This is a genomic window from Bradyrhizobium sp. CB3481 (genome assembly GCF_029714305.1).
Classification (GTDB): Bacteria; Pseudomonadota; Alphaproteobacteria; order Rhizobiales; family Xanthobacteraceae; genus Bradyrhizobium.
Genome location: NZ_CP121647.1, coordinates 977,822 through 998,054, shown reverse-complemented (window position 1 = coordinate 998,054; position 20,233 = coordinate 977,822). Strand labels below are relative to the sequence as shown.

Here is a 20,233-nt window from a genome sequence, read left to right as displayed (position 1 = left end):
CGGCCTACCGCCCTCACCCCTGAGGCATGATTGCGGCATCTTCATTGGGGGGTACGCGGACCGCATTGACTTTCCTCAAGCGGCCGCGGGTCGTCGCCCTGTTTTCAGGCTTGACGCAAATGTGGGCACTGCCGGCCGAAACGGAAGAGGCGCCGCGGCAATTTCGCGAAGCTAGCGAAGCGTTAGGGAATCCCTTAAGAAGCCGCATGCCTGAAACCTCCCCCGCCAAGATCGCCGAAATCTACCGCTACCCCGTCAAGGGCCTGACCCCGGAACAACTGACCCGGGCTGAACTCAAGCCGGGCCAGACCCTGCTGGCCGACCGCCGCTACGCCATCGAAAACGGCCCGTCCGGCTTCGACCCTGTAATGCCGAAATGGCTGGCGAAACCGCATTTCCTGATGCTGATGCGGGACGAATGGCTGGCCGGCCTGCGCACCCATTATGACGACGCCAGCCAGGTCCTGACGATCCGCCGGAATGGCGAAGTCGCCGCCCAGGGCAATCTGGCGACGGCCGAGGGCCGGGCAGCAATCGAGAGCTTCTTTGCCACCGCCTTTGCCGGCCAGATCAAGGGGCCGCCGAAGCTCCTGGAAAGTCCCGGACACAGTTTTTCGGACGTCGCCCGCAAGGTCGTTTCTATCATCAACCTCGCCAGCGTCCGCGCCATCGAGGATATCGTCGGCGCCCCGGTCAATCCGCTGCGCTTCCGCGCCAACCTCTATGTCGAGGGCTGGCCGGCCTGGCACGAATTCGACCTGCTCGACCGGACGCTTTCGATCGGCGATGTCCGCCTGAAAGTGGTCAAGCGCATCGTCCGCTGCGCCGCCGTCAACGTCGATCCCGATACGGCCCAGCGCGACCTCGCCATCCCGCCGGCGCTGCAGCGCCGGTTCGGTCATGGCGACTGCGGCATCTACGCCGAGGTGGTGACGGGCGGCACGATTGCTGCGGGCGACACGATCGCAGCGGAACAGGCGGCGCTGTTGTAGGTGTAGGCGCAACGACTGTCATCCCCGCGCATGCGGGGATCCAGTACGCCGCGGCTTCTCGGTTCAATCACTGGCGTCTCTGGGATACTGGATCCCCGCTTTCGCGGGAATGACAACTGAATATGAGGCCACGATCTCGCGACATGAATTGTCCGAGGTTTTGCTGAAACTTTCCGCCCCCTCCATTGTGAGGGCGCAGGGAAGACCGGGTGCGCGCCGCACCCGCGGTCTCGTGTGCCAATATGCGCATAGCAAGAGGTGCACACGAGCATACAGGTTCGGCGGAAGCATCCCGGCCTTCCCTGCGCAATGGCTCTACGGCTTACTTCGTGCTCTTCCCGGAGAACGGCTCTTTTGCCTCCGTCGCCCGCGAGCGGCTTTCGCTACCTTCGGGCTTAACGCCAGCACCACGGCGCCAGAACCACACGACTTCGCCGTACGCCTCAGCCATACTCGTCTGTCATGGCATCGGCGTCCATCGCATCTCCCCGCGCGTCAGTGACGATGGCCAACGCCCCTCATCTCGCGGTAAGACGGCGGTATTTATGCCGCTGATTTGGGTGAAAACGAAAGCGGAATATTTCTGATTTTCAGCAATTATCGACTTGACGTTGTTTCTGAAAACCAGAAGTGATTTGCCCGTCGGGCAGTCGCAGAGCGCAGATGCGGTAGGGTGGGCAAAGCGACAGCGTGCCCACCATTAAGCGGCGCACTCTGTGATCGATGGTGGGCACGTCGCTTGTGCTCCTTTGCCCACTCTACAGAGCTGGGTGGATGGAAGCTGATACCTTCAGGGCCCAAGCGGCGAAGAAGATCTCTCGTCGAGGAACAGGAGCGGGCCGTGCGGATTGACCGATGACATCCTGAGCGGCGCCATGCCCAATGTGAGATACATCGATCCAAGACGAGATCCCCGCAACGCTTCCGGGTCCGAGCCTGCCACGGCCATTCACCCCGAAAGTGACCAGGAAGCTGTCCACCGCGGACGGCACGCCCTCACGCCCTGGCAGATCCCGTGGAAGGGATGGAAGGATATCCTGCTGCGCACCTATCAGGAGATGAACGAGGACCGGCTGCTGGCAGTGGCGGCCGGCGTCGTGTTCTATGGCTTGCTGGCGCTGTTCCCCGCGATCACCGCCCTGGTCTCCTGCTATGCGCTGCTTGCCGATGCCAGTACCGTCAACCAGCATCTCGCCTCGCTCGGGTCGATGTTGCCCGGCGGCGCGATGGACATCGTCAAGGAGCAGGTCGATCGCGTGCTTTCCAAGGGCGACATCAAGCTCGGAGCCGCGTTCGCCCTCAGCTTCCTGCTGGCGCTCTGGAGCGCCAACGGTGGCATGAAGGCGATGATCGATGCGCTCAACGTCGCCTATGAGGAGAAGGAGGAGCGCGGCTTCTTCAGGCTCAACGCCGTCTCGCTGACCTTTACCATCGGCGGCCTCGTCGCGGTGCTGGTCGCGATCGGCGCCATCGTCGCGCTGCCGCTCATCCTGTCGGCGATCGGCCTCAGCGCCGTGACTGACGCGATCATCCGCTATGGACGCTGGCCGCTGCTCGTCGTCCTGACGCTGCTGGCGCTGGCCGTGCTCTATCGCTTCGCGCCCAGCCGCCGCGCGCCGCAGTGGAAATGGATCACCGTCGGCAGTCTATTCGCAACGGTAGCCTGGCTCGCCGGCTCCGCCCTGCTCTCGTTCTACCTCGCCAATTACGCGCACTACGACGCGACGTACGGCTCGCTCGGCGCGGCGATCGGCCTGATGATGTGGATGTGGATGTCGACGATCGTCATCCTGCTCGGCGCCGAACTCAACGCCGAGATCGAGCATCAGACCGCCGAGGATACGACCGAAGGTGGCCCTAAACCGCTCGGGGCGCGCAACGCCGAGACGGCCGACACGGTCGGCGCAGCGAAAGCGTGAGAAAGCGCTCACGGCCGGGCCGTCCCGTCCAGGTCGCTTCGCTTTGGATTTCAGATTGCAAGCGCGAGAAGACCCGTACAAACGACAATCAAACCCACCACGATAACGGCAAGAAAGCTGTAAGAAGTAATATCCTCGCGCATGACGACACCTGTGACTCAATCAGGCAAATCTCCGGTGAGCCTGAATCCCGACGACAAGAAGCTCGGACAGCGCTCGCACGGCAGCTAATAAATCACGCTGATAAAATGACGTCTCAAAACAGCCGTCCGTTGTGGCGTGACGAGATTAAACCATAGGTCTGTTTCAGGACGTCTTCGTCGAGCTGAGAAACGACTTCATTGCCGCCGCTCGTCTGCTGCGTCCCCCGCCTCCGCATGAAACATCTTCACGGAACTGAGAGCCCGGCAGGCAGTTGTGGCGTGCTTCACACGCGGCCATCGCGCTTGGAATTACAGTAGCGCGCTCCCGGTTGGACGATTGGCTTAACCCCAGCAGAAGTCTGCGCACGGAGAAGCACCGGTCATGGAAAATGCCGTACAGCTCTACCGAGCGCTGCTCGTCAATCGCGCGTATGTGCGTTCGCTGTGCGAGGGCACTGTGTTTCTCGCCGCCAGCACCATCGCGATCTTCGCCGCGGTCAGCTATGCAACGGTCCACGCCAGCAACTACGTAACCGATTTTGTGCTGAGCCGGGTTGGTCCCTTCAACGTGCGCTTTCTGTTCATTTACGGGACATTTGCGGCGTTCGTGATCACGACGGGCCTGCTGGCCTGGCGACCGAACCGGCTGCCATTCGCACTGAAGGCCACGGCGCTTTTCCTGCTGGTCCGCGCCGTATTCGTGGCGCTCACCCACATGGCGCCATCGCCGATCGATCCGCAGAAGGCGGCGCCGTTCTTCAACTCGATTTTCTACGGCAGCGATCTGTTTTTCTCAGGCCACACGGGTCTGCCGTTGCTCGCAGCGTTGGCCTTCTGGCACATCCCGCTCTGGCGAATGTTCTATCTTGCGCTGACCGGCTTCTTCGGTTCAGTCGTACTACTCGGCCATTACCACTATTCGATCGATGTGCTGGCCGCGTTGTTCATCACCCACGGCGTCTTCCAGATTTCGTGCTGGCTGTTCAGCCGCGACTACGCGCTGTTTCGTTCCTCCGAGAACCAGGCTGCGCCGAGACCAAAGCGGGTGAGCCGACGGAAACTGATGGCAGCCGACAGTGGATATGGACCCGCCCCAAAGCCGTTCATGTTGCACGTCGTCCGCGATGAACCGATGCCGGGTGGTCAAGCCAACACCGACTGAATCATCCGAACGGCCGGCGCGCCTCTCTCGCATCGTCCCGCGGGCAAAGAACCTGTCATCGGGCGCACATTCGGGCGAACCATCGGCGATGGTGGGCACGGCGCTGGCGCGCCTTTGCCCACCCCGCGATCGAATGGCCTTAGCTCGTCGGCATGACGTAGGCGTAGATCCGGCCGCGCGAGACCGGCGCCTCGCGGACGCGGTTGCCGTTATTGCCGGAGATCATGATCGGATTGCCCTTGGCGTCGATGCCGGTGATGATGCCGACATGGCCGCCGCGGCGGCCGCGCGACATCACGGCGATGGCACCGACCTGCGGGCCGGAAACGCGCTGGCCGTATTTCGCGAACGAGTTCGCCATATCGGAGCCGGTGCCGCGATAGCCGGAATGCTGCAGCACCATGTTCATGAAGCGCGCGCACCACAGGCTGCCGCGTCCGGTCGGATTGCCGCCGAGATACTTTCGCGCTTCGGAGACGAGACCTGAGGCGCCGTAGCCGGAGGCCATCGCGCCGCCAGCCGGCGTCACCGTTGCATTCGGCGCGACGCTGGCATTGGCATCGCCAAGCCCGCGCGCATTCATCTGCGCGACGGTGCGCTCCCAGCGCGATGGGCGCGCCTCGTGCCGCGCCTTCGCACGGCGGCTGGCGCGATCAGCGCCCGCCTCGGCGACGCTTTGCGAACCGAAGCCGGTGGGCGCCGTCATCGGGGTGCCGCCCGGCATGTAGCTCGGATTGAATTCGGCGAAGCCGCCGGCCTGCCTCTGCTCAGCGCCGCGCTCCCAGCGCGACATCCTGTGCGCATGGCGATGGTGGCGATAGGCGTGATGCTTGTAGTGGCCGGCGTGATGGGCGCGGGCATGTCGCCCTGCGTGGTGTGGTCTTGCTGAAGCCGGAGAGACAAATACGAAGATGGAAGCCGAACACAGCGCCAGTGCGATGAAACGAACCGACCGGCGAAACGCAAACAACTGACTCATACTTGGTCCTCTTTAGCACCCCCACCTTCCCCTTGCGTTCGTCTACGAACGAACGCGGGCGGCGTTTTGCATTGCGGGATGTGACGAGAGGAAGATTTCGTGTGGCGGCGGGATAACAATTTCGAGGTGATTCCGCGCGGATTCCATGGCGAAAAGGGATCGCTTCCGCCGTATTGCAGCCCCGAAAATTAATTGCGATTTTGAACCGCTCACTGCGTAATGAAGTTGCGCAAAAACAAGAAAATGATGAGGAAAACGAAATGCCCCACGCAATCGCCAAAGATGGTGTCCGTCTCTATTTCGAAGAGGCCGGAAGCGGCACGCCGATCATCTTCCTGCACGAGTTCGCGGCCGACCACACCAACTGGGAGCCGCAGATGCGCTACTTCTCGCGCGGCCATCGCTGCATCGCCTATTCGGCGCGCGGCTACGCGCCCTCCGACGTGCCTGATACGGCCGACGTCTACACCTACGACTATTTCTATACCGACGCGCTCGCCGTGCTCGATCACCTCGGCATCAACAAAGCGCATTTCGTCGGCCTCTCGATGGGCTCCTATTCCTCGCTGCAGATCGCGCTCAACGCGCCGGCGCGGTCATTATCGATGACGCTCGCGGCCGTCGGCGCCGGCTCCGATCTGGAAAATCTCAGCGCCTTTCGCGCTCAATGCGTCGCCAATGCCGAGCAGTATGAGGCGATCGGTTCGATCGAGGTCGCCAAGGTGACGCGCGAGGCGCCGAGCCGGATTCCGTTCCTGCTGAAGGACCCGCGCGGCCATGCCGATTTCTACGCCGCGCTGGCGCGGCACGACGCCAAAGGCTCGGCCAACACGATGCGCAGCTTCCAGGGCAAGCGTCCCTCGATCTACACGATGACGGAAGCGATCCGCAGAGTGCCGACGCCGACGCTGATCCTGTGCGGCGACGAGGACGACAATTGCGTCGGGCCGAGCCTGTTCCTGAAGAAGCATCTCCCCGCGGCGGGGCTGTCGTTCTTTCCGAAGTCAGGGCACGTGCTGAATTTGGAGGAGCCGGCGCTGTTCAACGAGATGGTGGAGCGGTTCATCGCACTGGTGGAGGCCGGGAGGTGGCCTGTGCGGGATCCGAGGTCGATGGTGAAGGCGGTGGTCTAGCGTCAGCGGTAGTGCACCTCTCCCGCTTGCGGGGAGGTCGACGCGCGCGAAGCGCGCGGCGGGTGGGGGCTCTCTCCACTCGACGAGCGCGTTATGTGGAAGCACCCCCACCCCAGCCCTCCCCCGCAAGCGGGAGAGGGAGTGGACTGCCGTTGCGGCACGCTTTCTCTACTTCCCCTTGCCGCCCCGGCTCAGCAAAAACACGCCCTGCTCGCCAAACATGTTCCAGACCCACCAGGGCAGGTTCAGCGGCACCGGGCGGCCGTAGAGATCGAGCGCAACCGCGCGCTCCATCTTGACGTTAATCTCGTCGCAGAGCTCGACGAAATCCTTGATGGTGCAGAAGTGGATGTTAGCAGTGTCGTACCAGGTCGCCGGCAGATTCTCCGTGCGCGGCATGTGGCCGCCGATCAGGAGCTGCAGCCGCATCTTCCAGAAGCCGAAATTCGGGAACGAGACGATCGCGCGCCGGCCGATGCGGAGCAGATTCTCCAGCACCACCCTCGGCTGCCGCGTCGCCTGCAGCGTTTGCGACAGGATCACGTAGTCGAAGGCGTCGTCGGGATAGTTGACGAGGTCGGTGTCGGCGTCGCCCTGCACCACCGCAAGGCCCTTGGCGACGCAGCGATTGACGCCCTCGCGCGACAATTCGATGCCGCGGCCGTCGATGCCGCGACTTTCCAGGAGCTGCAACAGTTCGCCATCGCCGCAGCCGACGTCGAGCACGCGCGAGCCTGGCTCAACCATACCAGCGACCAAAAGATGATCGGTGCGATCGCTGCCGGTGCGGTCGGGCACGATGCCCGGCAGCGGCAGGGTCTGGTCCTGAAGCGCCATGATATCAACCACCGTTTTTCAGGCCGCGCGCGGTGCCGGCCGATTCCAAAAAGGCGCGCGAAATGTCGAAGAATTCGGGCACGTCGAGCAGGAAGGCGTCGTGGCCACGGTCGGTCTCGATCTCGGCAAACGACACCCGCGCGCTGGACGCGTTCAGCGCATGCACCAGGGCACGCGATTCCGAGGTCGGGAACAGCCAGTCCGAGGTGAACGAGATCACGCAGAACCGCGTCTTGATGCCGGCAAACGCCTTCGCCAGCACACCATCATGGTCGGCGGCGATGTCGAAATAATCCATCGCCCGTGTCAGATAGAGATAGCTGTTGGCATCGAAGCGCTCGACAAAGGACGAGCCTTGGTACCGCAGATAGCTCTCAACCTGAAAATCGGCGTCGAACGAAAAGGTCGGCAGCTCGCGATCCTGCATGCGCCGGCCGAACTTGCGATGCAGCGCGGCGTCCGAGAGATAGGTGATATGTCCCGCCATCCGCGCGACGGCGAGTCCGCGATGCGGCTGGGTGTCCTGCTCGAAATAGCGCCCGTGATGCCAGTCCGGATCGGCCATCACGGCCTGCCGGCCCAGCTCGTGAAATGCGATGTTCTGCGCCGAGTGCCGCGTCGCACAGGCGACCGGCATCGCGGAGAACACGCGCTCCGGATAGGCCGCCGTCCATTGCAGCACCTGCATGCCGCCCATCGAGCCGCCGATCACGCAGAGCAGCGTTTCGATGCCGAGACGATCGAGCAGCATGGCCTGCGCACGGACCATGTCGGGTATTGTGATGAGCGGAAAATCCAGCCCCCACGCCTTGCCGGTGGCCGGATTGGTCGAGGCCGGGCCGGTCGAGCCCATGCAGCCGCCGATCACGTTCGAACAGACGATGAAGTATTTCTCGGTATCGAGCGGGCGGCCGGGGCCGACCATGATTTCCCACCAGCCGGCTTTGCCGGTCAGCGGATGCACGTTGGCGACGTGCTGATCGAGGGTCAGCGCGTGGCAGATCAGGATGGCGTTGGAGCGGTCGGCGTTGAGCTCGCCATAGGTCTGATAGGCGATCTGGAACGGCGCAAGGTCGACGCCGCAGTCGAGCCGCAGCGGCTGCTCCATGCCGAACGCCGCCAGCAGCGACGTCGGATGATCGGCCTCGTGCGCGCGGTCCCCGCTCTGGATCGACGGGCTTGGTATCGAATGCAGGTTTGCCATGACGTGCCATCCGCCTCCCCGCGGAGGCCCTTATCAGACAGAAATCAGGCCATAAAAAACCCGGCCTGAACGAAAGGTTCGGCCGGGATCAACTCTGTCCCCGGCCTGTTTAGCGAGTTGTTTAACGTGGCTGCAAGCCGGCCGGCTCAAATGACCACGGAATAGCCTAAAATTAGTCGCTGGCGGGCTTTTCGTCAAGGCACGCCCATGGTTAACCGGGTTGCGGCTCGCGCCGGGCCTGCCGTTTCTCTTTGCTTTCAGTGGCCGTCTTTTCTAAGCAATGAGCAGGCTTGCCGGCGATTTTGGATCGATCCGGCACTGAAGGTTTTCGAAATGTCCAACGTTCCCCCGGCCCCGCCCTCGCTGCAGGAATTGCGCAAGGAGATCGATGCGATCGACGAGCAGGTCCATCGGCTGCTGATGGCGCGCGGCGACATCATCGACCGCCTGATCCAGGTCAAGCAGACCCAGGAGGTCGGCTCCGCGTTCCGGCCGGCGCGCGAGGCCAGCATGATGCGCGAGCTGGTGCGGCGTCATCGCGGCATCCTGCCGCTCGACACCATCGAGAGCATCTGGCGCGTCATCATCTCGACGTTCACCTATGTCCAGGCGCCGTTCGCGGTGCATGCCGACGTCTCGGTCGGCGAGTCCGCGATGCGGGATTCGGCGCGCTTTCACTTCGGCTTTGTCGTGCCCTATGTCGGCCATTTCAGCGCCCAGGCCGCCGTCGAGGCGGTGGCGAAATCGAAAGGCGATCTGGCGCTGGTCTCCGCGATTTCGAGCCGCACGCCGTGGTGGAATCTGCTTGAGACGGAAGGCGCGCCGAAGATCATCGCCCGGCTGCCGTTCCTAGAGCGCGCCGATCATCCGGCCGCGCTGCCGGTGTTCGTGATCTCGCGGGTCGCCGACGATGCCATGGTGACGGAAGTGCAGACCTGGAGCGTGCGCGTCTCCGGATGGAACGCCGACATCGCCCGCGCGGTGGCGCCGCTCGCCGAGATCGTCGCGGTGCCCGATACCGCCTTCGACGGCGCGGCGCTCCTGGTGTCGGATGCCGGCACCGGTTTCGAGAAGATCAAGGCTGCCCTGATCCAGGCCGGCGCCTCGGTGCGCTCTTCGGCCCTCGTCGGCAGCCACGCAACGCGCTATACGGTGCCGGCGAATGGGTCGGCCAAGCCTTAAGTCACCGCCCCGCCATTTCCGGAGTTGAAGATGAACCGCCCCGTGCCGAATCCCGGCATTCTCGATATTGCGCCCTACACGCCCGGCAAGTCCCCGGTGCCGGAGCCGGGTCGCAAGGTGTTCAAGCTGTCCGCCAACGAGACCCCGTTCGGGCCGTCGCCGAAGGCGATGGAAGTCTACAAGGAGACGGTGGCGCATCTGGAGGACTATCCGGAAGGAACCTCGAGGGTACTGCGCGAGGCGATCGGCCGTGCCTATGGGCTCGACCCCAACCGCATCATCTGCGGCGCCGGCTCGGATGAAATCCTCAACCTCCTGGCGCACACCTATCTCAGCCAGGGCGATGAGGCGATCTCCACCGCGCACGGTTTTCTGGTGTACCCGATCGCGACGATGGCCAACGGCGCCAAGAACGTCGTCGCGCCCGAGACCAATTACACCGCCGACGTCGATGCGATCCTGGCGCGCGTCACGCCGAAGACCAAGCTCGTGTGGCTGGCCAACCCGAACAATCCGACCGGGACCTATGTGCCGTTCGACGAGGTCAAGCGACTGCGCGCCGGTTTGCCGGGGCATGTGCTGCTGGTGCTCGACGCCGCCTATTCCGACTACGTCTCGCGCAACGATTACGAACTCGGCCTGGAGCTGGTGGCGACCACGGACAACACCGTGATGACGCACACCTTCTCCAAGATCCACGGGCTGGCGGCGCTGCGGATCGGCTGGATGTTCGGCCCGGCGCACATCGTCGATGCCGTCAACCGGATCCGCGGCCCCTTCAACGTCTCGACGCCGGCGATGCTGGCGGCGGTCGCCGCGATCGAGGACACCGCGCATGTCCAGAAATCCAAGGCGTTCACCGAGGAGTGGCGCAACGTCCTGACCGAGGAGATCGGCAAGCTCGGACTGAAGGTGACGCCGAGCGTGGCGAATTTCGTGCTGATCCACTTTCCCAATGAGAAGGGTAAGACCGCGGCCGACGCCGACGCGTTCCTGACCAAGCGGGGCCTCGTGCTGCGGGCGCTCAACAATTACGGCCTGCCGCACGCTTTGCGCATGACCATCGGCACCGAGGAGGCCAACCGCCTCGTTATCGATGCCTTGCGCGACTTCGTGGCGGCCAAATGAACGCCGCACCGATCTTTCGGCGCGTCGCGCTGATCGGCTTCGGCCTGATCGGCGGCTCGATCGCGCGCGCGGCACGGGCGCAAGCCCTCGCCAGCGAAATCGTCACCACCGCGCGCTCGGAAAAGACGCGCGCGCGGGTGGTTGAACTCGGCATTGTCGATCATGTGCTGGAGACCAACGCGGAGGCCGTCAAGGACGCCGACCTCGTGATCCTCTGCATCCCCGTCGGCGCCTGCGGCGCGGTCGCGCAGGAAATCGCGCCGCACCTGAAAGCCGGCGCGATCGTCTCCGACGTCGGTTCGGTGAAGGGCGCGATCGTCCGCGAGATGGCGCCGCATCTGCCTGCCAACGTCCACTTCGTTCCGGCGCACCCCGTCGCCGGCACCGAACATTCGGGGCCGGATTCCGGCTTCGCCGAGCTCTTCATCAACCGTTGGTGCATCCTCACCCCGCCCGAGGGCACCGATCCGATGGCGGTTGAGGCGCTGCGCGCGTTCTGGGCCGGCATGGGCGCCAAGGTCGAGACCATGACGCCGGACCATCACGACCTGGTGCTGGCGATCACCAGCCATCTGCCGCACCTGATCGCCTACACCATCGTCGGCACGGCGGACGAGCTCGCGCAGGTGACGTCGTCGGAAGTCATCAAATTCTCCGCCGGCGGCTTCCGCGATTTCACCCGCATCGCGGCGTCCGATCCCACGATGTGGCGCGACGTGTTCTTGAACAACAAGGAGGCCGTGCTGGAAATGCTCGGCACCTTCAACGAGGATCTGTCAAAGCTCACCCGCGCGATCCGGCGCGGCGACGGCGCGGCGCTGTTCGACCACTTCGCCCGCACCCGTGCCATCCGCCGCGGCATCGTCGAGATCGGCCAGGATTCCGCCGCCGCCGATTTCGGCCGACCACATCCGCCGCTGAAGAAGGCGGATTAAGAGGCTGACTCTCACGGCCGTCATTGCGAACCAACGGGTCGCGCGAATGAACGCCGATGACAGGCTCCGCGAAGCAATCCACACTTCAGCACGGGGATGGATGGATTGCTTCGTCGCTTCGCTCCATACATGACGCTGAGGGATACCCGGACCAGTAAGCCTCAGTAAGTCATTTCCGCAACTTCATGGGCCGCGCATGGATCGGGTGCCGCATCACGATCCGCGGCGCCATTGCCTGCGCCTCAATCGGCGGTCGCGCCGCTCCGATGCCGAGATCGCCGTTGGGATGGAAGAAGGCGAACATTCCCGGCTCGTCGATTACGGGCTGGGCCGAAGCCGCGGACGACAAGGCCAACAAAGACAGTGCAGTGGTTGCGCCGAGAAACCGGATCATAGACATTTTGTTCTCCTCATTATCGACCCATCGCTGCGGGCCGTCGGAGAACAGGAGTGGGATTTCGGCCGCAACATTCCCGTGACAGTGCAGCCACCGATCACGCTTCGGCGACCCCCGACGAGGCCGCAAGCACCGGAACTTGATGGTCTGTGCGACTGGGACGGGCGAAGGCCGATCACCATCATTGCGAGCGAAGCGATAGCGAGATTGCACAACTCGTCATCCCCCGCGAAGGCGGGGGATTCAGCACGCCGAGCCCCTTCGTTCGATCACCAGCGCCTCTGGAATAGTGGATCGTCCGCCCCAGTGCGCAATTGCGCACAAGGCGGACGATGACAGGTGGACAAGGCCATTCATCCCGGCGCGTCACGACTATTTCAGAACAGCGGCGGCACTTGGCCCACCTTTATCGGCCCTAAAAACACCGCCCCGTCAACGAAGCGCAGCGGGAAGGCGCGGGCCTTCTTGCCTTCCAGCTCCGCCTCCTTGCCGAGTGCATTGATCCCGGCGGTGACGCCGGCATTGGCATTCTGCTTGACGACCTTGCCAAGGCCAGGGACCGCCCTGTCGAGCGCGCCAAAGAGATTGTTGAGGTCCTTGCTCTTCACGCCGGGCGCGACGCGATCAAGGGTGGCCTGCGGCACGCCCTCCTCCAGCATCTTTTCGATGCCGAGCAACGGAACGACCTTCTCGATCCCGGCGACCGTCATCTGCAGTTCGCCGTCGATCCGGCCCTGCTCGTTGAGGCGCAGCGTGCCGGCGGCCACCGAGACCAGATCGCCCTGCTGAACCCGCGAACGCACGATCTCGACATGGCCGCCCGCTGCCTGCAGCTCCCTGAACCGTTCGGGCCACGGCTTTGGCGTAAGATCCTTTAGGCCGGTGAGCTTGGTTTCGACATCGGCATCGAACGTGGCTGCGAGCACTGGATGAACTTCCTGCAGGCTGCCGCCCGATATCTTGAATGCGGCGTCGATCACGGGATTGTTCTTCACCGAGCCGTCGGCGACGCGGCCGTGCAGCTCGATGCGGCCGGCGCGGGCGAGCGGCGTCGCGACCGGGCCGTTGATGCGATCGATCGAAGGATTGTCGAACACGATGGAGGCGCGCTGCGGATTGTCGGGCAGCCCGACCACGCTGCTTTGGCCGAGGCTCCAGTTCACCCTCATCGAGGGCGGCTGGCCGCTGTCGGAAAGCGTTGCCGGCGCCTTGAATTCGGCGATCAACAATTTCGGCTGGTAAACTTGCGCGATCACCATGATCTCGCCGAGCCGCGCGGTGAACCGCTCCTGCCCGCCCGCGGTCTGCGAGACCAGCGACACGCTGGCGTCTTCGCAGCGGACTTCGAAGCGGAACGGGAAGCCGGCCACCGAGCGCTTGCCGCACGCATAGACGCGGCCCGACTGTGCCTCGCGTGCAGCCCACGCATCGGCACGCACGTCGACTTCCGAGGCGGCATAGAACCAGAACGCGCTCCAGGCCGCGGCAGCAACGGCAAGCAAGACGGGCATGATGAAGAGGCGCCACAGCGGGCGCCGGCGCGGCGCGGGGGTCATGTCAGGCATGCGGCGTCCTTTGGCTAGCGATTGGGGCGAATGTAAGCATCCGCTTTCCACAACGAAAGGCATTGAATTCGCTTCGCTTTGCCGTTCCGTTCTGCTAGCGCTGCGGTCAGCATGGCGGCAAATACGCTGAACGATACGAAATTCTCCGCGGACGACCTCTGGGTGTTCGGCTACGGCTCCCTGATGTGGCGGCCCGGCTTTGAATTCACCGAACGGTTGCCGGCGCGGCTGATCGGCGAACACCGCGCGCTCTGCGTCTATTCCTTCGTCCATCGCGGCACGCCCGAAAAGCCCGGCCTGGTGCTCGGGCTCGATCGCGGAGGCGCCTGCCGCGGCATCGCGTTCCGTGTCGCGGAAAAGAATCGCGACGCCACCGTCGCCTATTTGCGCGAGCGCGAGCAGGTCACCTCGGTCTATCGCGAGGTGAAACGATCGGTATGGCTGGAGAACGAGGCGCGTGAACGCGTCAGCGCGCTGGTCTACGTGGTCGACCGCGGCCATGTGCAATATGCTGGACGGCTGTCGCTTGCCGAACAACTGCGCCACGTGCTGCAAGGCCACGGCCAATCCGGCGTCAATCGCGATTATGTGCTCGCCACCGTGAAGGCGATCGAGGCCGAAGGCTTTCGAGACTCGCAACTTCACCGGCTCGCGGCGATGCTGCACGACCAGCATGCGGTGCTGCTTCCCCGGAGGACAGGGACCGGTGACCTAGGGGCATATTGACCTGCGTCAAGCTGATATAAAACCCAGCCCTGCTACCTGAAATTTTCGAACACGGCCGGCCGCGCCCGTGTTCTAAAATTACTGGCACTCAACAAATCCCCGCGCCTTGTGAAGCTGGATATTGACGCGCTGAATTTTCTCTGCGTTTAGATCATGACATTCGCCGCGGGTGAAATGCCTGTACGCTTGAGGACCCTAATGCGCAACGCACGCACAGACATCGCGGAAACTGCCGCCCGTGTCCGGCCGCTTATTTGGCCGGCCGATGGGTCGTGCATGTCTGTGGTGGCACAGGGTCCGAATTTTCAGCTCCAGGCGGGGCTGATCCGCAAAGCAAGCGCATAACTCCCGGCGCAGGGTCTCCCCTCCGCCGGACCGGCAGGAGGGCAAGATGAGCGCCCGCAATGATGTCAAGAAACCATTCGATCACAGCCTGCATGCGAGGCTGAAAGCAGTCCGAGTGCGATTTGCCACACGGGTTGATTTTCTCGTGGCTCGCTGGCTCGAACGCTGCGCCACGAATATCGAGGCCTCACAATGGTTGTTCGAGACTGATCGGAAGCCCACACGCGACGCCGAGATCGGCGTGAGCCTTGCCTCATCTCCACGTTGGGATGTGTCCCCATGACGGGCTCGCGACGGAGTGCGGAAATATCATCAAGCTAGAAAGAGGCTGCCTTACATGGCAGCCTCCCTTGCTCTTGCGCCCACTATCGACAGCCGCGCAAACGAACTGCTCATCGAACGATGGGATCGACCGGGTGATGCGCACTGCGTCATGGCGCGATCAGATGGCTTCCCGACGCAGCGCTTGTCCTACCATGGGGACCGCCTTTAACCCGTTGCAGAGTTCTTGCGATCAGCGATACTTCTGCAACAAGCTATCGAGAATGTGATCCTTGCGAGCCTCGCTCTACGAGCCAATCAACGTACTCAAGCCGATGGGGCCGGACATCGGCATAGTCGATGGGCCACTCGAGTACTTGACTGCGGGAGGCGTCAGGTTGCCACTGCCGTTCACTACACGGATGACGGTCGTGCGTCTTTCGAATGGTGATCTATTCCTGCACTCGCCGATCAAATTTGATCAGTCGCTAGCGAGTGAGCTGCAGCGGATTGGAGCAATCCGACATCTGGTTTCACCTAACCAGTTTCATTATGCCCATATCGGGGAGTGGTCGAGAGCCTTTCCCCACGCGATTACATGGGCTTCACCGCGTGTGCGGCAAAGAGCGCGCGCTCGGCGCGTCGATGTATCGTTTGCGCGAGACCTCGGCTTCGTTCCGCCAGAAGAATGGCGGCAAGACATCGACCAAACGCTATTTCCCGGTGGGTACTTCAAAGAGTTCATTTTCTTTCACAAGAAATCGAAGACGCTGGTCCTCACGGACACGATTATCAACATCGAGCTCGATAAGATGCCGGAGCCGTGCCGAACGGCGACAAAGCTAAGCGGGATGTACCATCCCTATGGGCAAATATTCTTTGGCATGCGGCTGGCGCTATTGCTGCAGCCGCGAAGGGCTAAAGCAGCATTCGCAAAGATCCATTCTTGGCAACCGGAGCACATTGTGCTCAGCCATGGCCGGTGTTTCGAATGTCACGCCAACGATGTCCTCGGCAGGATATTTGGAAGCCAGACGCGTTGAGAAGCCGATTCCACCTTTGGCCCGACGCCTTTGACTGATGTCCGCTTTGCGGACGAAGCCGAAATAAAGCCGGACGCACCTTTCGCTGTTGATGTACGCGCCCTAATTAGCCTGCGCGGTCGCCGGACGGCGCGGCGCCTGAACAGGCTGGTCGGAGGCTTCCGGCATCACCTCGATGCCGACATCGGCCAGCCGCACGCGCACTTCGGCGGCGACATATTTCGCGTATTCCGACAACAGAAGGCGCAGCGTCGCGCCGCTGGTCCACCACGGCTCGTCGCGCCAGCGGTCGCCGATCACGGCGAACGGAATCAGCGTCACGTCAGGCATCGCATGCGACAATTCCAGGATGGCGCGCGGCATGTGGTAGTTCGACGTCACCACGATCAGCGACGTGAAGCCGCGCTCGCGGGCCCAGCGCCGGGTCTCCGCAGCATTGCCGCGCGTGTTGGCGGCGGAACGGTCGAGATCGACGCAACAGCGCAGCAGCGCATGGTTGTCCGGCAGCGAGCGCGAGATGTCGCTGACCGCGTTGGTCGGATGCACGCCCGAGATCAACAGCCGCTTGCCGTAGCCGGCGGCCAGCAATTCCATCGCATCCGACACCCGCGACGAGCCGCCGGTGAACACCACGATGCCGTCGGCGTTGCGCGCCGGCTTGATCTCGACGCCGCGTAGTTGCGAGAGAAACGCGATGAAGCCGACCGCCGCGCCGACGAACAGGACTGCCATGCCGCCGACGATGGTCGCGCGCAGCCATCCGCGCGGCGGCCTGGCCCGCGTTCTCGGCGTGCTATCGTCGTCCTGCAAGTCCATCTGATCCGGCTGTCCGTTTCCTGTACAATTCTAGAACGTTTTGACGCGAAGTGGAGTCCTGGTCCGTGACTTGCTTCACGGCAACACGCCGCCACCGTCAATCGATGTCATCCAGCGTGGCGAACAGCGTGCGCCGCGAGGCCCAGGCGGTAATGGCCGCAATCGCCACCGCCTGCACCGCGAGCGCCAGATAGCCCGAGGGCGGCAGCGAAAACGTGCCGAGCAGCGCGGCGAACTGATCGCCGACCGGGGTGCCCGAAAACCAGCCGGCGATCGATTCGGAGAAGCCGAATCCCAGCATCGCGGCGCCGCCGCCGATCACCCCGCCCTCGAGGCCGAGCCGGAGGAAATGCCGCAGGAAATGGTTGGCGATATAGCGGTCGCCGGCGCCGACGAAGTGCAGGACCTCGACGATCGGGCGGTTCGCCGCCATCGCGCCGCGGGTCGCAAATGACACCGAAATGATGGTCGCCGCGATCACCAGCACGAGGATGCCGATGCCGGCGAACACGGTCGCCCCGGTCATCGAGCGCATGCGCTCAATCCAGGCGCGATGGTCGTCGACGCTCGCCGACGGCGCCGCCTGCGTGACGGCGCGGCGCAGGGCAGCCAGATCCAGCGTCGTGCCAGGCTGGACCCGCGCGACGACGACGCGCGGTACCGGCAGCTGCTCGATCGACAGCCCGCTGCCGAGCCACGGCTCCAGGAGTTTCGCCGAATCATCCTTGCTGAACGGCTTGACCTGAACAATGCCGGGCTGGGTCCGCATCGCCTCTGCCGCCGCGGTCACGTCGCGCTCGAGATCTCGCCCGGCCGCGGGGCGCACCTGGACGGTGATTTCGCTCGCGACTTCCGACTGCCATTCGGCCGCCGAGGCGCTGACCAGGAACACCGTGCCCGTGGTGATCGAGGCGAGGAACGTCATGATGGCCACGACGGCGACCAGCGCGCGGCCGGAGATCGAGGCCCGCGGCACGATCGGCGACATGTTGCGCGCGCGGGCCGGCACCTGCGGGCGTTCGGTGCCGAGGTCCACCAGCGGCCCATGCTCGTCACCGACCCTACTCATAGATATGCAACCGTCCCTGGTGCAGCACCATCCGCCGTGCCTCATACTGGTCCATCAGCGTGATGTCATGGGTTGCGATGATCACGGCGGTGCCGAGCCGGTTCAGTTCGATGAACAGCCGCAGCAGGCGCCGGCCGAGCGTCGGATCGACGCTGCCGGTCGGCTCGTCCGCCAGCAGCAATTGCGGCCGCGAGATCACCGCGCGCGCGATGGCCGCTCGCTGCTTCTCACCGCCCGACAGGATCGGCGGCAGCGCATCCATGCGCTCGCCGAGCCCCACCCATTTCAGGAGGTCGATCACCTCGCGGCGATAGCTGGATTCCTCGCGGCCCATCACGCGGAACGGCAGCGCCACGTTCTCGTAGGTGGTCATGTGATCGAGCAGGCGGAAATCCTGCAGCACGATGCCGATCTTCTGGCGCATGTCGGCGATCTGGTCCTTGCCGGCCAACGAGACATCCTGGCCGAAAATATTGACGAGACCGCGGGTCGGCCGCAGCGACAGGAACAACAGCCGCAGCAGCGAGGTCTTGCCCGCGCCCGAGGGTCCGGTGAGGAATTGGAACGAATGGGCCGGAATCATGAAGGAGAGGTCGCGCAGAATCTCCGGGCCGAGCCCGTACCGCAAACCGACATTTTCGAACCGAACCAAAGCTCAGCTCCGCTCGACATGAGCCGCGACCCGAAATCCCGGCCTTGAACCTGAACCGGGGGACGAGCCCGAACCCGGGACGCCGGCCCCGTTGGTTTGGGTACTAACCGGACAAAACGGTTGTGCGACCGTTATGGTTTCCGATTCGTTAACGGTCGCTATGTAGCATCCGGACGACGACACTGGTGAGCTGGGCTCCATGCATATCATTTGCCCCCATTGTACAACATCTTACGCCATCAATCCGGGTACCTTGGGCACCACCGGACGCACCGTCCGCTGCTCCCGCTGCAAGGAAACCTGGCTGGCCCGGCCCGAGGACGCGATCGAACTGGCCGCCGCCGCGCCGGCAGCCATGCCAAATCAGGCGCCATCGAGCCCGCCGGCCGCCGATGATGCCGCCGCCGAATGGGAGGCAATGGCGCGCGCCGAAGCGGAGCAGGATACCCCCGTGGTCGACAGCCCCTCGATTTCGGCCGGCTGGCCGGCCGAGGGCGAGGCTTCGCAGACTGGCGGCGACAGCGACTGGCCGTCGGCCGCCCGACAGGCGGCAGAAGATCATGAGGAAATGCCGGTCACCACACACCGCCAGCGGCTGGCCCGCCTGTTCCGGCTGCCTTCCCTGCCCCGCATTCCCTTTATGCCGTCCATTGGCCTGCCGACCGCCTGCGCCGCCATGGGCGCGCTGATTCTGGCGCTGACGATCTGGCGGGCCGACGTCGTGCGGCTGCTACCGCAGACCGCGACCTTCTACAAGCTGGTCGGGCTGGAAGTGAACCTGCGCGGACTGGCGTTCAAGGACATCAAGATCACCAACGAGACCGTCGACGGCAAGCCGGTGCTGGTCATCGAGGGCGTGATCATCGGCGAAACCATGAAAGCGGTCGAACTGCCGCGCCTGCGCTTCTCCGTTCGCGACGCGCAGGGCGCGGAGATCTACGCCTGGAATGCGGTGCTCGAGCAGCCGGTGCTCAAGCCCGGCGAGCGCGCCTATTTCAAGTCGCGCCTGGCCTCGCCGCCGCCCGAAGGCCGCAATATCGACGTACGCTTTTTCCACAAGCGGGACCTGGCCGGCCACGCCTGAACGGGCCGCCTTGTCCTACCAAGGCTCAAGAGACACGACTTCATGCCACGCGTGCTGATCGCCGACGACGAAGATTCCATGCGCACGCTGGTCGCACGCGCCATCGCGATGGACGGCCACGAGATCCTCACCGCCGAGGACGGCGCCGAAGCGCTCGATATCCTGACCCGCGAACAGGGCGCGTTCGACCTGCTGCTGACCGACATCCAGATGCCTGTCATGGACGGCATCGCACTGGCGCTGACGGCGGCGCGCGATTTTCCTGACCTGAAGATTCTCTTGATGACCGGCTTTGCCGATCAGCGCGAACGCGCCTCCGGCCTCAACGCCATCGTGCACGACGTGGTGACGAAGCCGTTTTCGGTGCACGACATCCGCACCGCGGTGGCGGATGCGCTGGCGGCGAGGAAGAACGGTTGAAACCACATTCACCGTTGTCGTCCTCCGCGAAAGCGGGGGACCCAGTACGCCGCGGCTTCTCGATTCAACTACTGACGTCTCTGGAATACTGGGTCACCCACCTTCGCGCCTTCGCGGGTGACGACAGTTGAGCGATGAGGAGGCGTAGGGTGGGCAGCGCGAAGCGTGCCCACCATCTTTCCGCACGTGTTGGCTTGAATGGTGGGCACGCTGCGCTTTGCCCACCCTACGGCATCGAGCG

Annotated in this window: 20 protein-coding genes and 1 riboswitch; of the genes, 12 read left to right on the top strand and 8 right to left on the bottom strand. The window is 63.8% G+C overall.

Going from position 1 to position 20,233, the window contains the following annotated elements:
• Positions 1-206 precede the first annotated feature (206 nt).
• The 3 genes from QA643_RS04775 (at position 207) to QA643_RS04765 (ending at position 4,216) form a co-directional block, all read left to right on the top strand.
• Entirely contained in the window at positions 207-992 is a 786-nt protein-coding gene (locus tag QA643_RS04775) for an MOSC domain-containing protein (protein ID WP_283032057.1), read from the top strand.
• Between the two features lie 875 nt (positions 993-1,867).
• On the top strand, positions 1,868-2,911 hold the full coding sequence (locus QA643_RS04770) for a YihY/virulence factor BrkB family protein (RefSeq protein ID WP_283032056.1): 1,044 nt from the start codon (positions 1,868-1,870) through the stop codon (positions 2,909-2,911).
• Positions 2,912-3,436: 525 nt separating this feature from the next.
• On the top strand, positions 3,437-4,216 hold the full coding sequence (locus tag QA643_RS04765) for a phosphatase PAP2-related protein (protein ID WP_283032055.1): 780 nt from the start codon (positions 3,437-3,439) through the stop codon (positions 4,214-4,216).
• Between the two features lie 139 nt (positions 4,217-4,355).
• Here QA643_RS04765 and QA643_RS04760 read toward each other — a convergent pair whose 3' ends face one another.
• Complete coding sequence (locus QA643_RS04760; RefSeq protein WP_283032054.1) at positions 4,356-5,195, bottom strand: TIGR02594 family protein; 840 nt, start codon at positions 5,193-5,195, stop codon at positions 4,356-4,358.
• 260 nt (positions 5,196-5,455) lie between these two features.
• Between QA643_RS04760 and QA643_RS04755 the strand changes: the two genes are divergently transcribed.
• Positions 5,456-6,328 carry an alpha/beta hydrolase gene (locus QA643_RS04755; RefSeq protein ID WP_283032053.1) on the top strand — a complete coding sequence of 291 codons (873 nt, stop codon included), beginning with the start codon at positions 5,456-5,458 and terminating at the stop codon, positions 6,326-6,328.
• Positions 6,329-6,496: 168 nt separating this feature from the next.
• Here the strand turns inward: QA643_RS04755 and metW are convergent, their stop codons facing one another.
• Positions 6,497-7,165, bottom strand: coding sequence for a methionine biosynthesis protein MetW (metW, locus tag QA643_RS04750; protein WP_283032052.1), 669 nt, complete (start codon positions 7,163-7,165; stop codon positions 6,497-6,499).
• A 4-nt stretch (positions 7,166-7,169) separates the two neighbouring features.
• Entirely contained in the window at positions 7,170-8,369 is a 1,200-nt protein-coding gene (locus QA643_RS04745; protein ID WP_283032051.1) for a homoserine O-acetyltransferase, read from the bottom strand.
• Positions 8,370-8,457: 88 nt separating this feature from the next.
• Positions 8,458-8,537: riboswitch (SAM riboswitch) on the bottom strand.
• A gap of 165 nt (positions 8,538-8,702) precedes the next feature.
• On the opposite strand from QA643_RS04745, the gene QA643_RS04740 reads away from it, so the two are divergent.
• From QA643_RS04740 to QA643_RS04730, 3 genes are read left to right on the top strand one after another with little or no spacing between them, the layout of a single operon-like run.
• A complete protein-coding gene (locus QA643_RS04740) occupies positions 8,703-9,551 on the top strand; it encodes a chorismate mutase (protein WP_283032050.1) in 849 nt (282 codons plus the stop codon).
• 30 nt (positions 9,552-9,581) lie between these two features.
• Positions 9,582-10,679 carry a histidinol-phosphate transaminase gene (hisC, locus tag QA643_RS04735; RefSeq protein WP_283032049.1) on the top strand — a complete coding sequence of 366 codons (1,098 nt, stop codon included), beginning with the start codon at positions 9,582-9,584 and terminating at the stop codon, positions 10,677-10,679.
• Entirely contained in the window at positions 10,676-11,614 is a 939-nt protein-coding gene (locus QA643_RS04730) for a prephenate/arogenate dehydrogenase family protein (RefSeq protein ID WP_283032048.1), read from the top strand. Before hisC ends, QA643_RS04730 begins: the two co-directional genes overlap by 4 nt.
• Positions 11,615-11,783: 169 nt before the next feature.
• Here the strand turns inward: QA643_RS04730 and QA643_RS04725 are convergent, their stop codons facing one another.
• Both QA643_RS04725 and QA643_RS04720 read right to left on the bottom strand, forming a co-directional pair.
• Entirely contained in the window at positions 11,784-12,014 is a 231-nt protein-coding gene (locus tag QA643_RS04725; protein ID WP_283032047.1) for a hypothetical protein, read from the bottom strand.
• Positions 12,015-12,388: 374 nt separating this feature from the next.
• Positions 12,389-13,576 (bottom strand): DUF2125 domain-containing protein, encoded by a 1,188-nt coding sequence (locus tag QA643_RS04720; protein ID WP_283032046.1) that lies wholly within the window; start codon positions 13,574-13,576, stop codon positions 12,389-12,391.
• Between the two features lie 111 nt (positions 13,577-13,687).
• Between QA643_RS04720 and QA643_RS04715 the strand changes: the two genes are divergently transcribed.
• From QA643_RS04715 to QA643_RS04705, 3 genes are all read left to right on the top strand, one after another.
• Positions 13,688-14,302, top strand: a complete 615-nt coding sequence (locus QA643_RS04715) for a gamma-glutamylcyclotransferase (RefSeq protein ID WP_283032045.1) — start codon at positions 13,688-13,690, stop codon at positions 14,300-14,302.
• A gap of 391 nt (positions 14,303-14,693) precedes the next feature.
• On the top strand, positions 14,694-14,930 hold the full coding sequence (locus tag QA643_RS04710) for a hypothetical protein (protein ID WP_283032044.1): 237 nt from the start codon (positions 14,694-14,696) through the stop codon (positions 14,928-14,930).
• A 376-nt stretch (positions 14,931-15,306) separates the two neighbouring features.
• On the top strand, positions 15,307-15,951 hold the full coding sequence (locus tag QA643_RS04705; RefSeq protein WP_283032043.1) for a DUF4336 domain-containing protein: 645 nt from the start codon (positions 15,307-15,309) through the stop codon (positions 15,949-15,951).
• Positions 15,952-16,053: 102 nt separating this feature from the next.
• Here QA643_RS04705 and QA643_RS04700 read toward each other — a convergent pair whose 3' ends face one another.
• From QA643_RS04700 to ftsE, 3 genes are all read right to left on the bottom strand, one after another.
• Positions 16,054-16,767, bottom strand: a complete 714-nt coding sequence (locus tag QA643_RS04700; protein ID WP_283032042.1) for a YdcF family protein — start codon at positions 16,765-16,767, stop codon at positions 16,054-16,056.
• Positions 16,768-16,864: 97 nt separating this feature from the next.
• Complete coding sequence (locus tag QA643_RS04695) at positions 16,865-17,836, bottom strand: ABC transporter permease (protein ID WP_283032041.1); 972 nt, start codon at positions 17,834-17,836, stop codon at positions 16,865-16,867.
• Positions 17,829-18,488: a cell division ATP-binding protein FtsE gene (gene ftsE / locus QA643_RS04690; protein WP_283032040.1), complete on the bottom strand. Its 660-nt coding sequence runs from the start codon at positions 18,486-18,488 to the stop codon at positions 17,829-17,831. The genes QA643_RS04695 and ftsE overlap by 8 nt, the downstream gene beginning before the upstream one ends.
• Before the next feature lie 199 nt (positions 18,489-18,687).
• On the opposite strand from ftsE, the gene QA643_RS04685 reads away from it, so the two are divergent.
• A complete protein-coding gene (locus tag QA643_RS04685; RefSeq protein ID WP_283032039.1) occupies positions 18,688-19,572 on the top strand; it encodes an MJ0042-type zinc finger domain-containing protein in 885 nt (294 codons plus the stop codon).
• Between the two features lie 42 nt (positions 19,573-19,614).
• The gene (locus QA643_RS04680) at positions 19,615-19,992 is read left to right on the top strand and encodes a response regulator (protein WP_283032038.1); all 378 of its coding nucleotides are present in this window, start codon (positions 19,615-19,617) and stop codon (positions 19,990-19,992) included.
• Positions 19,993-20,233 lie beyond the last annotated feature (241 nt).

Bases quoted from the DNA above. Each gene is read 5' to 3' on its own strand.
- QA643_RS04775 (WP_283032057.1), top strand. From the start codon at position 207: ATGCCTGAAACCTCCCCCGCCAAGATCGCCGAAATCTACCGCTACCCC.
- QA643_RS04770 (WP_283032056.1), top strand. From the start codon at position 1,868: ATGCCCAATGTGAGATACATCGATCCAAGACGAGATCCCCGCAACGCT.
- QA643_RS04765 (WP_283032055.1), top strand. From the start codon at position 3,437: ATGGAAAATGCCGTACAGCTCTACCGAGCGCTGCTCGTCAATCGCGCG.
- QA643_RS04760 (WP_283032054.1), bottom strand. From the start codon at position 5,195: ATGAGTCAGTTGTTTGCGTTTCGCCGGTCGGTTCGTTTCATCGCACTG.
- QA643_RS04755 (WP_283032053.1), top strand. From the start codon at position 5,456: ATGCCCCACGCAATCGCCAAAGATGGTGTCCGTCTCTATTTCGAAGAG.
- metW (WP_283032052.1), bottom strand. From the start codon at position 7,165: ATGGCGCTTCAGGACCAGACCCTGCCGCTGCCGGGCATCGTGCCCGAC.
- QA643_RS04745 (WP_283032051.1), bottom strand. From the start codon at position 8,369: ATGGCAAACCTGCATTCGATACCAAGCCCGTCGATCCAGAGCGGGGAC.
- QA643_RS04740 (WP_283032050.1), top strand. From the start codon at position 8,703: ATGTCCAACGTTCCCCCGGCCCCGCCCTCGCTGCAGGAATTGCGCAAG.
- hisC (WP_283032049.1), top strand. From the start codon at position 9,582: ATGAACCGCCCCGTGCCGAATCCCGGCATTCTCGATATTGCGCCCTAC.
- QA643_RS04730 (WP_283032048.1), top strand. From the start codon at position 10,676: ATGAACGCCGCACCGATCTTTCGGCGCGTCGCGCTGATCGGCTTCGGC.
- QA643_RS04725 (WP_283032047.1), bottom strand. From the start codon at position 12,014: ATGTCTATGATCCGGTTTCTCGGCGCAACCACTGCACTGTCTTTGTTG.
- QA643_RS04720 (WP_283032046.1), bottom strand. From the start codon at position 13,576: ATGCCTGACATGACCCCCGCGCCGCGCCGGCGCCCGCTGTGGCGCCTC.
- QA643_RS04715 (WP_283032045.1), top strand. From the start codon at position 13,688: ATGGCGGCAAATACGCTGAACGATACGAAATTCTCCGCGGACGACCTC.
- QA643_RS04710 (WP_283032044.1), top strand. From the start codon at position 14,694: ATGAGCGCCCGCAATGATGTCAAGAAACCATTCGATCACAGCCTGCAT.
- QA643_RS04700 (WP_283032042.1), bottom strand. From the start codon at position 16,767: ATGGACTTGCAGGACGACGATAGCACGCCGAGAACGCGGGCCAGGCCG.
- QA643_RS04695 (WP_283032041.1), bottom strand. From the start codon at position 17,836: ATGAGTAGGGTCGGTGACGAGCATGGGCCGCTGGTGGACCTCGGCACC.
- QA643_RS04685 (WP_283032039.1), top strand. From the start codon at position 18,688: ATGCATATCATTTGCCCCCATTGTACAACATCTTACGCCATCAATCCG.
- QA643_RS04680 (WP_283032038.1), top strand. From the start codon at position 19,615: ATGCCACGCGTGCTGATCGCCGACGACGAAGATTCCATGCGCACGCTG.